General features: G+C 35.8%; 9 protein-coding genes. All 9 read left to right on the top strand.

The genetic code is table 11. The features are described from left to right. Positions 1–78: 78 nt before the first annotated feature. The 9 genes from OEV82_RS02140 (at position 79) to OEV82_RS02100 (ending at position 11,477) form a co-directional block, all read left to right on the top strand. Entirely contained in the window at positions 79–1,263 is a 1,185-nt protein-coding gene (locus tag OEV82_RS02140) for a CynX/NimT family MFS transporter (protein ID WP_263060845.1), read from the top strand. Between the two features lie 286 nt (positions 1,264–1,549). Continuing rightward, complete coding sequence (gene hpf / locus OEV82_RS02135) at positions 1,550–2,092, top strand: ribosome hibernation-promoting factor, HPF/YfiA family (RefSeq protein ID WP_173658372.1); 543 nt, start codon at positions 1,550–1,552, stop codon at positions 2,090–2,092. 418 nt (positions 2,093–2,510) lie between these two features. After that, the gene (gene secA / locus OEV82_RS02130; protein WP_173658373.1) at positions 2,511–5,027 is read left to right on the top strand and encodes a preprotein translocase subunit SecA; all 2,517 of its coding nucleotides are present in this window, start codon (positions 2,511–2,513) and stop codon (positions 5,025–5,027) included. 350 nt (positions 5,028–5,377) lie between these two features. Beyond that, positions 5,378–6,479 (top strand): peptide chain release factor 2 gene (gene prfB / locus OEV82_RS02125; protein WP_263060844.1). Its coding sequence is split into 2 segments (ribosomal slippage): positions 5,378–5,449 and positions 5,451–6,479, totalling 1,101 coding nucleotides; the frame shifts between segments, so codons are not numbered across the junction. A gap of 143 nt (positions 6,480–6,622) precedes the next feature. Then, the gene (locus tag OEV82_RS02120) at positions 6,623–7,489 is read left to right on the top strand and encodes a YitT family protein (protein WP_263060843.1); all 867 of its coding nucleotides are present in this window, start codon (positions 6,623–6,625) and stop codon (positions 7,487–7,489) included. 70 nt (positions 7,490–7,559) lie between these two features. Continuing rightward, complete coding sequence (gene cccB, locus OEV82_RS02115) at positions 7,560–7,877, top strand: cytochrome c551 (RefSeq protein ID WP_263060842.1); 318 nt, start codon at positions 7,560–7,562, stop codon at positions 7,875–7,877. A 535-nt stretch (positions 7,878–8,412) separates the two neighbouring features. Then, entirely contained in the window at positions 8,413–9,099 is a 687-nt protein-coding gene (gene ftsE / locus OEV82_RS02110) for a cell division ATP-binding protein FtsE (RefSeq protein WP_173657714.1), read from the top strand. Then, positions 9,089–9,982: a permease-like cell division protein FtsX gene (gene ftsX / locus OEV82_RS02105; protein WP_263060841.1), complete on the top strand. Its 894-nt coding sequence runs from the start codon at positions 9,089–9,091 to the stop codon at positions 9,980–9,982. Before ftsE ends, ftsX begins: the two co-directional genes overlap by 11 nt. A gap of 142 nt (positions 9,983–10,124) precedes the next feature. Next, positions 10,125–11,477 carry a murein hydrolase activator EnvC family protein gene (locus OEV82_RS02100; RefSeq protein ID WP_263060840.1) on the top strand — a complete coding sequence of 451 codons (1,353 nt, stop codon included), beginning with the start codon at positions 10,125–10,127 and terminating at the stop codon, positions 11,475–11,477. The last annotated feature ends 530 nt before the right edge of the window (positions 11,478–12,007 follow it).

Genomic DNA, 12,007 nt, shown 5'->3' with positions numbered 1-12,007 from the left:
CGTGCGAAAAATCTAATTTTTGTGCGAAAAGCAAACTCGCTACACTTTTCAAAAGAAGTATTGGAAAGGAGTTTCTTCGTGAGATCAGTGTTAGCCTATACCGTTTTATTTCTTATCGGAATTGTCATAGTATCTATTAATTTACGTCCTGCCATTACTTCAGTCGGTCCTTTAATAAATTTCATTCAAGATGATTTGCATTTATCCCATGGTATAGCAGGGTTGTTAACAAGTTTACCGGTCATCGCCTTTGCAATCATATCTCCAATTGTGCCAAGGTTAGTCAAAAAAACTTCAAATTCAAAGACTCTAATCATTGGATTAATTTTACTTTTTATTGGTTTAATGATGCGGCTCGTTGCACATTTCATTCCACTGATCGTTGGAACTTTTATTATTGGTGCAGGGATTGCTATATTAAATGTTGTTTTACCAGGAATTATTAAGGATCAATTTCCGGAAAGATTTGGATTTATGACAAGTGTTTATACAACTTCCATGAGTTTATTTGCAGCTTTAGCATCAGGACTAAGTGTGCCATTAGCAATTGGTATGAACCTCGGTTGGAAAATCACACTAGCAATTTGGGCTATTCCAGTTTTTATTGCCATACTTGTTTGGGGTTATTTACTAAAATTTGATAAACCAATTGCAGTCACAAGGAAAGATTCGCCTTTAAATAACAAGAAAACCAACCTTTGGACATCTTCCCTTGCTTGGCAAATTGCATTATTTTTAGGATTACAATCCTTTCTATTTTACTCCACGATTACGTGGCTTCCCGATATTCTACATAACAAAGGTGTAACAAGGGAAACAGCTGGGTGGTTTCTATCTTTTTGCCAATTAATCGGATTACCTGCTAATTTTTTTGTGCCTATTATCGCGGCTCGCTTTCGGTCACAACAAATGGTGGCTATCGGTATTTGTGCGTGTAGTCTTATTGGATATGTCTTACTTTCCATGACGACAATGGGGTGGCTAATGGTAATCAGTATCATATTAATAGGAGTCGGTTTAGGAGGAACATTTTCATTAGCCTTATCCTTTTTAGGAATGCGTACAAAAGATGCAGAAAAGGCATCGGAACTATCAGGAATGGCTCAATCCCTTGGTTATGTTTTTGCGGCATTCGGGCCATTACTCATTGGTTTTTTATTTGATTTGACAGCAGCATGGGTTGTCCCCATTTTTTCTTTAATGGGTATAAGTGTTTTAACGGCCTTCTTTGGTTTTCTCGCAGGTCGTGATCGCTATATTTAAAGTCGATGTCACTTATTGAAAAAATTTCATTGAAAGTCGCTTACATCATCCAAAATATGTAGAACTTTCTATGTGTAACTTGCAAGCGACTTGTTCAACCTATCGCATATGCAAAGATACTATGCTAACCACTACAACTGACTTGCAATATTTCATACATGCTCACTTTTTCTTATAGATCGCATAAAGTTCAAGAATTCGACAAATTTTTCGGTAGGATTTGCAGGAATTTTACCCTGAATTAACGAATAGTTAATATATAGAAACGAAAAGGAGGAGTTAGCATATGAACTTTAACATCCGTGGTGAGAATATTGAAGTAACTCCAGCACTTAGAGACTATGCTGAAAAGAAAATCAGCAAATTAGAAAAGTATTTCCATGACGAGTTAAATGCTACAGTATACGTGAACTTAAAAGTGTACAATGACAAAAGGACAAAGGTGGAAGTAACGATTCCATTATCTCAATTAACATTACGAGCTGAAGAAGTAAATGAGGACATGTATGCTGGCATTGATCTTATAGCCGATAAACTTGAACGACAAATTCGTAAATATAAAACGAGAGTAAATCGTAAAGCAAGAGAATTAAAAGAAAAAGATATATTTGTTAATGGAGCTGTAACGAAAGAAGATAAAAATACAGAAGATATTGAAATTGTCCGCGCAAAACGTTTTGATTTAAAACCAATGGATAGTGAAGAAGCCGTTTTACAAATGAACCTACTCGGTCACGACTTCTTCGTATATACAGATGCCGAAACAAACAACACAAACATTGTATATCGCAGAAAAGACGGACGCTATGGTCTAATCGAAACAGTTTAAAAAATAAGCGATTATATGGAGGCGAGTGGAAAAAGAAGTCCACTTGCCTTTCTAATTATATTCAAATGTTCATCATTACACAATAGCGGTTTTTATGGATTAACATCCATTATAAATAATATATTACCTTCCTACATTTAATGTTTATTATGTGAATAATAAATTGTAAAAACTTGTTAAATCGTTGTGGTATTGTTGTCACTGTTTGTGGATTAGTGATAATATTAAATAATATGGAACGTCTTTTTGCAACGTGTACTTGTCTTGTGATAAGGTCACTATATTAAAAGGTATGAAAAACGGGCATTATGAAAACTTGCCGTTTTAGTTGGATAATTGAGCCCCAGGGGGCTGGACATAGATAAATCCATTACTTTTAAACCATTAGCTTTTCAATTTTTAAAAGGAGCGTTGTTGAATGGCAAGTATTTTAGAAAAAATCTTTGATTTTAACAAAAGAGAATTAAAACGATTAGGCAAACAAGCAGATAAAATTGAAGCGCTTGGACCTGAGATGGAAAGGTTAAGTGATGATGCACTGCGGGCAAAAACAGATGAGTTTAAAGAACGGTTACAAAAAGGTGAAACTTTAGATGATCTATTAGTTGAAGCGTTCGCTGTTGTAAGAGAAGCGGCAAGACGTGTACTCGGCCTTTATCCTTACCGTGTCCAATTAATGGGTGGGATCGTTTTACATGAAGGAAATATTGCCGAGATGAAAACAGGTGAAGGTAAAACGTTAACATCGACAATGCCTGTTTATTTAAATGCCCTTTCTGGTAAGGGGGTTCACGTGATCACAGTCAACGACTATTTGGCAAGACGTGACGCGACCGAAATGGGGCAAATTTTCGAGTTTCTTGGACTTACGGTCGGTCTAAACTTAAATGAATTAACACGTGAAGAAAAACAAGCTGCCTATAATGCCGATATAACTTACGGTACAAATAATGAATTTGGCTTTGACTATTTGCGGGATAATATGGTTCTTTATAAAGAACAAATGGTTCAGCGACCATTGAACTTTGCTGTGATTGACGAAGTTGACTCGATCTTAATTGATGAAGCACGGACACCGCTTATTATTTCTGGTTCTCTTAAAAAATCAACCCAATTGTATATTCAAGCGAATGCCTTTGTAAATGGGTTAAAAGAAGATGAAGATTATAACGTAGATATAAAATCAAAAACCGTTCAATTAACTGAAGAAGGGATTAACAAAGCAGAGAAATACTTTGGGATTGATAACTTATTTAGTGTTCAGCATGTAAATATTAACCATCATATTAACCAAGCTTTACGTGCTAAAGCCATCATGCAACGGGATGTGGATTATGTTGTTCAAGACGGTGAGATTGTCATCGTTGACCAATTCACTGGACGTTTAATGAAAGGTCGTCGTTACAGTGATGGATTGCATCAAGCCATCGAAGCAAAAGAAGGCGTACAAATTCAAAATGAAAGTAAAACGATGGCAACGATCACATTCCAAAACTATTTCCGTATGTATCAAAAACTTGCCGGTATGACAGGTACAGCAAAAACGGAAGAAGAAGAGTTCCGCAATATTTATGGTATGAATGTTGTGGTTATTCCAACAAACAAACCGATAGCTCGTGAAGACCGTCCAGATTTAATCTATACAACAATGGAAGGAAAGTTCAGAGCGGTTGTAGAAGATATCGCCGAACGGCATAAAAAAGGACAACCTGTACTTGTTGGTACGGTTGCGATTGAAACTTCTGAATTAATTTCTCAAATGTTGAAGAGAAAAGGAATTCCTCATAATGTTTTAAACGCGAAAAACCATGCCCGTGAAGCAGAAATTATTGCAAATGCCGGTCAAAAAGGTGCTGTTACAATTGCTACGAACATGGCCGGTCGTGGTACTGATATTAAACTTGGGGAAGGTGTCAAGGAATTAGGTGGCTTAGCGGTCATCGGGACAGAACGTCATGAAAGCCGGCGGATAGATAACCAGCTTCGTGGTCGTTCCGGACGTCAAGGAGATCCAGGGGTAACCCAATTTTATTTATCAATGGAAGATGAACTAATGCGTCGTTTCGGCTCTGATAATATGAAGAGCATGATGACAAAATTAGGAATGGATGACTCCCAACCAATTCAAAGTAAAATGGTTACCCGTGCTGTCGAATCGGCACAAAAACGGGTGGAAGGGAATAACTATGATGCACGTAAACGACTATTAGAATATGACGATGTTATTCGTCAACAACGTGAAGTAATCTATAAGCAACGTTTTGAAGTGATTGATTCGGAAAATCTTAGAGAAATTGTTGAAAATATGATTAAAGATGTTGTTGAGCGAAATGTCCATGCCTTTACATCTGAACCGGATCAAAAAGATTGGAACTTACAAGGATTGTTAAACTACTTACACGGTAATTTATTACCTGAAGGTGTCGTCACCTTGGATGACTTGAAAGGGAAAGAACAAGAGGAGCTTATTTCCTTTATTCTTGAAAAAGTAAAAGAAATTTATGATCAAAGGGAAGAAGAGCTCGGTTCAGACAAGATGCGCGAATTTGAAAAAGTCATCGTGTTACGCTCTGTTGATTCGAAATGGATTGATCATATTGATGCCATGGATCAACTCCGTCAAGGAATTCATCTTCGAGCTTATGGTCAAAGTAATCCATTACAAGCTTATCAAACAGAAGGCTTTGAAATGTTCAATCATATGATTGAAGCAATTAAAGATGATGTGGCGAAATATATTATGAAGGCACAAATTGTAGATAACTTGAAACGTGAAGAAGTTGCTAAAGGGAAAGCAGTCATTCCTTCATCGGACGGCGACCAAAAGCCGAAAAGAAAACCAATTCGAGTGGAAAATAAAATTGGTCGAAACGATCCTTGTCCATGTGGCAGTGGAAAAAAATATAAAAACTGTCATGGAAAAGTAGCACAATAAAGATTATATAGCTTATTTCCAGTGTAATTTTTAATAAGTGGGGGCTATCTCCTCCTCTTTTTGGACTATAGGCAAACTTTACTGAAGATCATTGTGTGTAACAGTCTAGCGATCAAACTGGATTTGTTTTTGTGTGAAAATATGTCCCTTCGACAAAATCAAACTGATTTCAACAAGTGCATTGATTTTTTGCGAAAACGACAGTAATTTATCCTAAATTTTGTCAAAAAATTTCCTGGAAAATATGGGCGTTGAAAATTAAAATAATTATATTCGACAAGATAAAAATATGGGGTATTTTGTTAACATAGTAAAAAGTTAGGAATAAATAATGATAGAGGTGATTTACATTGGAATTAGCAGAAATTCGAAATGAACTTGAAAAAACAGCTAAACGTTTAGCAGATTTTAGGGGGTCTCTTTGACTTAGAAAATAAAGAGGCTAGAATTGCTGAGCTAGATGAAATTATGTCGATGCCGGATTTTTGGAATGATCAAAAAAAGGCACAGGCAATCATTGAAGAGGCTAATGGTTTAAAAGATCAAGTTAATGAATTTCATGCGTTAAATGAAACGTATGAAGATTTAGAAGTTGCCTATGAAATGATTAAAGAAGAACCTGATGCTGAGATGAAACAAGAACTTGAAGAGCAATTAGAAGAACTAACAAGTCGTTTAAATCGATTTGAATTACAATTATTATTAAACGGCCCATATGATAAAAACAATGCAATCTTAGAGCTACATCCAGGGGCTGGCGGTACAGAATCTCAAGATTGGTGTTCCATGCTACTAAGAATGTATACACGTTGGGCAGAGCACAAGGGCTTTAAAGTTGAAGTATTGGACTATCTACCTGGTGAGGAAGCTGGAGTAAAAAGTGTGACATTATCCATTCAAGGTCGCAATGCCTATGGTTATCTCAAAGCAGAAAAAGGCATTCATCGCTTAGTACGGATTTCTCCATTTGATTCCAACGGCAGACGACATACTTCCTTCGTTTCTTGTGAAGTAATGCCAGAAGTATCGGATGACATTGAAATAGAAATACGTCCGGAAGATATTCGAGTTGACACGTTCCGAGCAAGTGGTGCGGGTGGACAGCACGTAAACAAAACGTCTTCAGCTGTTCGGATTACTCACATCCCAACTGGAATTGTTGTGTCTAGTCAGGCTCAACGTTCTCAATTACAAAACCGTGAAACAGCAATGAAAATGTTACGGGCGAAATTGTATCAAAAAGAAGTTGAAGAGCAAGAAAAGAAACTAGCGGAAATCCGTGGTGAGCAAAAGGAAATCGGTTGGGGTAGTCAAATTCGTTCTTATGTTTTCCATCCGTATTCGATGGTCAAAGATCATCGAACAAATGTGGAGACAGGCAATGTAAGTGCGGTAATGGATGGTGAAATTGATCAATTTATTGATGCTTATTTACGTACAACAATACAATAATAAAATCAAACGGTTTGAAATGGACGTTTGAGTATATAATAAAATTGCGGTGGGATGATAACCACCGCTTTTCATTGATTTTGTATATGGAAAAACATAGAATAGATTTTGGAATCGAGTTTTTATACATAAGGAGTTCTTTTATGAAGCGAAGAGCAAAAACCATACAAATTCCATTTTATGAAAAAGTTAAAAATATTATTTATGTACTGATTGGTTCTTCTATTGTAGCGATCTCATTTAATGCGTTTTTATTACCGAATGAGGTTGCTTCAGGTGGTGTAAGCGGAATTAGTACACTTACATATGGATTATTTGGTTGGGAGCCCGCCTATGTACAATGGGCATTAAATATTCCGTTATTTATTGCCGGCGTTTTGATTCTTGGTTATATTTATGGTTTAAAAACGTTGTTAGGTACTGTTTTTTTACCGTTTGTTGTTTTTTTAACAAAGGATATGGAACCGTGGACAATGGAGCCGATGTTAGCAGCCATTTTTGGTGGCATAGGTGTCGGATTAGGGATTGGCATTGTCTTTCGAGGAAATGCATCTACAGGCGGAACGGATTTGGCGGCACAAATATTAGCCAAATACACGAACATCTCTCTTGGAAAATGTGTAGCCATCATCGACGGGTTAATCGTTATATCGGCTGCTATAGTATTTGATATCGAAAAAGGTCTTTTTGCATTAATTGCTTTATTTATTACAAGCAAAACGATTGATATTGTACAAATTGGTTTAAATCGTTCAAAAATGGTTTTTATCATTACAAATGAGGAAGAAAAAGTACGCGAGGCAGTTTTCCATGAAATTAACCGTGGTTTAACAAAATTTAAAGCTTTTGGTGGTTTTACGGACGAAGAGCGTCATCCATTAATGGTTGTCATCGATCAATCGGAATTTACGAATTTAAAACAAGTTGTCCGCTCGATTGACCCAGCTGCCTTTGTCATTGTTCTTGATGCTGCTGAAGTATTAGGACAAGGTTTTAACAAGATTTCATAAATAAACGTCTTTGACCAAGTTGCTATGCATATAAGTAATCAACATTTACAAAAGAACGAGGGGGAGAAAAATGAAGAAAACGTTTCTGCTTGTCTTTATTGGCGCATTGCTTGTATTGACTTTGGGTGCATGTGGTGGAGGAAATAACAATAGTGATGTCCATGATTCAGAATTGTCTGCTGAACAACTTTATGGTCAATCTTGTGCGAGTTGTCATGGTATGGATTTACGGGAAGGATACGCACCTGATTTAGACAAAATTGGGAGCAAGTATAGTAGTGAAGAAATTGAAGAAATCATCTTAAATGGAAAGGGATCCATGCCAAAGGGATTTTTGAAGGGGAAAGATGCTAAAAAAGTCGCGGATTGGTTAGCGACTCATAAATAAATTTATTTTTGGGCCAAATCACATAAGTGGTTTGGTTTTTTTAAAATTTCATTTATTTTTGTGAAAAGATAGAATTTTGATTTCTATATGGATAATGGTGGTTGTGACGAGATTCACATATCGAACGTGGCACTACTTATCTGAATAAAAAGTCCTTGTTTTTTCTGTTATATTAAGTAAAAAGTTGGAAAAATCCAATTCGATTCCTAAACATCCATTTTAACATGCCGATACAAAACTATAGGTGGATTATAGCTGTTTTATTTGGGGAAAATTAACGGTTACTATTTTCTATAATGTATGTATAATGGATAGAGGAAAACATAATTCAACATAAGCTCTAGTAATTTTACAAGATAGTAGATAATGCGCCAATTTATTCTAGGACTTGAAATATATTTGTAATTTAATTTTAGCTTTTTATGTCAAAAAATGATGTTATAATGTGTAATATGTAGAATTGGGTAGAACGGCATAGTAATAATTTTGGATTTGTGTAAAAAAGAATACTTGAAAATGGTAAAGGTGATTACAAATGATTGTAATGGAAAATGTATATAAAAAGTATCCGAACGGAGTAGTCGCCGTTAATGGGATAGATGTTGAAATAGAACAAGGTGAATTTGTATATGTCGTTGGGCAAAGTGGTGCTGGTAAATCGACATTTATTAAAATGATGTATCGTGAAGAAAAACCAACGAAGGGAAAAATCTTCGTCAACGGAATTGATATAACGAAATTGAAAAATAGTAAAGTCCCGATTTTTCGTAGAAGTATAGGTGTTGTCTTTCAGGATTTTAAATTGTTACCGAAACTTACTGTTTATGAGAATGTAGCTTTTGCACTAGAAGTTATTGAAGAATCACCTAGAGTGATTAAGAAACGTGTAATGAGTGTGTTAGAACTTGTAAATTTAAAACATAAAGCTCGTATGTTTCCTACAGAATTATCTGGTGGTGAGCAACAACGTGTGTCAATTGCACGGGCCATTGTGAATTCACCAAGTCTTGTAATAGCTGACGAACCGACAGGTAACCTTGATCCGGAAAATTCTTGGGAAATTATGCGTGTGTTTGAAGAAATAAATGCCCGAGGGACAACGATTATCATGGCTACACATAATAAACAAATTGTTAATGAAATTAAACACCGGGTTATCGCCATAGATGCAGGTACGATTGTCCGAGATGAACAACGAGGTGAATACGGCTATGAAAATTAAAACTATCGGACGACATGCGAGAGAAAGTTTTAAAAGTATTTTTCGGAACGGCTGGATGACAGCTGCATCTATTGGTGCGGTAACGGTGACATTGTTATTGGTTGGTGTGTTTTTCGCCATTATTATGAATTTAAACTCTGTCGCTACTTCAATTGAAAAAGATGTTTCAATTAAGGTATTGGTTGAAACGACTGCTGATGAAAATCAGAAAAAAGCATTGGAACAACAAATCAATGAGCTAAAAGGTGTAGAATCGGTTATCTACTCTTCGAAAGAAAATGAGCTAAATGAATTGATTGAAAGTTTTGGTGAAGATGGAGAAGTTTTAAAACTTTATGAACAGGATAACCCATTAAATGATGCGTTTATCGTTAAAGCAAGAAATCCAGAATCTACTGGCGATGTTGCAAAAGCAATTCAAAAACTTGAATTTGTATATGATGTGAATTATGGACAAGCGCAAACAGAAAAATTGTTTCAAATTATTAGTATTGCAAGAAATGTAGGGCTTGTATTGATTATTGGGTTATTGTTTACAGCGATCTTCTTAATCTCCAATACAATTAAACTTACAATTAACGCTCGAAGACAAGAAATTGAAATTATGAGATTAGTAGGAGCAACGAACGGATTTATCCGTTGGCCATTCTTCCTTGAAGGTCTTTGGCTAGGAGCATTTGGTTCGATTATTCCTATTAGTATCATTGCTATTATTTACAAGAACGTTCAAAGCTATCTCGAGCCACATCTTGGAAGCACGTTTATCCAATTATTAGACTTTTCACCTTTTGTTTATCAATTAAGTGGCCTATTACTATTAATGGGTTGTGTTATCGGTGTGGCAGGAAGTTTAATGTCCATTCGAAAGTTCTTAAAAGTTTAAAAGGTGATAATCGAAAGTGCTTAATCAATCCAACTAAGATTCATTTATTGGGGACATCTTTCTGGTGTCCCTTGACTTCATCTTTAAATATACATAATCAATCTACGAATCTATTACTAATAAGGGAAGAGGAGGCAAATCATTGAAACGCAAATATTTTTCCCTTATCGGGACTTTTGTTTTGTTACTTAGCACGTTACTAAGTAGTTCAGTTTACGCGGAATCAATTAGTGAATTAGAAAAACAAAAGCAAGAAGCCCAACAAAAAAAGTCACAAATTAATAATGAAAAAGAACAAGTAAAACAAAAAATTAATAAATTAGAAAATCAACAGGAAGCGTTAAAAGCTGAAATTAAACAAATGGATGTAGAGATCAATGAAACGGCACAAAAAATTAGAGAAACAGATCAGCAAATTCAAGAAAAAAATGCCGAGATTGTTCAACTACAAAATGATATTAAAGAAACCGAAGAACGAATTGCAAAACGTGATGAGCTACTAAAAGATCGAATTCGTGCTATCCAACATAGTGGTGGTAATGTCTCATATCTTGATGTTTTGTTAGGTTCACAAAGCTTTACTGATTTGATCGGTCGAGTTACTGCTGTATCAACGATAATGGATGCTGATAAAAATATAATTGAAGAACATAAAGCTGACCATCGTCTTTTAGCTGAAAACAAAAAAAGGGTAGAAACTGAGCGGGAAAATGTTTTACAATTAAAAAAACAATTAGAAGATGCTAAAGCTGAATTAGAAAAGAAAAAAGATGAAAAAGACAAACTTTATGCCCAATTAGAAGAAGAAGTTCATGAACACGAAGAATTAGTGATGAGCCTAGAAGAAGAACAACAATTGTATGCATCTCAAGAAGCAACATTGCAAAAAGCGATTGAAGAAGCAAAAAGGAAAGAAGAAGAGAGAAGGAAAGCAGAAGAGAAAAGGAAAGCAGAAGAAGCAAAACGAAAAGCAGAAGAGGCTCGTAAAGCAAGGGAAGCAGCCAAAGCTTCACAAGAATCATCAAGCACATCGAATACTTCAAATACATCAAAACCAACTTATAAAGCCCCTGCTTCAAATGGTAACTTTGTTCGACCAACGTCTGGGCCTGTAACGTCCGAATTTGGATATCGTGTTCATCCAATCCACGGCACGAAAAAATTACATGCCGGAATCGATATTGGTGGGGCAACAGGTGATGCTGTTTATTCTGTTGCTGATGGTGTGGTGCATCGCTCGTACTTCTCAAGTTCATATGGTAATGTAGTATATATAATTCACTATATTGATGGTAAACAATATGAAACAGTATATGCGCACTTAAGTTCAAGAGCAGTTAGCGAAGGACAAGTTGTATCAAAAGGTCAATATATTGGTGGAAAAGGGACAACAGGTGCTTCAACAGGTGTCCATCTCCATTTTGAAATGCATGAGGGATTATGGAATGGTTCGAAATCAAATGCTGTTGATCCGCGAAAATATATCTCGTTTTAATCATGAAGGGGACTATTGATTAGCTTTTATGCTAATGCGTAGTCCTCTTTTTTAATTGAAATTTATGATTCCCTTTTTCGTGAGAAACAATACAATATTGGTAAGTAAAGCTGTTTTTGGCAGCCTGTACCTAGATAAACTTGGGGCTGATGAATATACACTGTTTTCAAAGGTGTAGTGAACGCACTTTTTTCAAAGGATTGGCGCAAAAACTGTTTTCAAAGGCATAGTGAACGCACTTTTTTCAAAGGATTGTGGTAAAAACTGTTTTCATCGGCATAGTGAACGCACTTTTATCAAAGGATTGCGGTAAAAACTGTTTTCAAAGGCATAGTGAACGCACTTTTTTTAAAGGATTGTAGTAAAAACTGTTTTCATCGGCATATTGAACGCACTTTTATCAAAGGATTGTGGTAAAAACTGTTTTCATCGTCATAGTGAACACACTTTTTTCAAAGGATTGGCGCAAAAACTGTTTTCAAAGGCTTAGTGAACGCACTTTTATCAAAGGATTGGGGTAAAAACTGCTT

This window comes from Pallidibacillus thermolactis, assembly GCF_025660415.1.
Classification (GTDB): domain Bacteria; phylum Bacillota; class Bacilli; order Bacillales; family Caldibacillaceae; genus Pallidibacillus; species Pallidibacillus thermolactis.
Note: the sequence above shows the minus strand (reverse complement) of the source record. Positions and strands in the feature narration are given on the sequence as shown.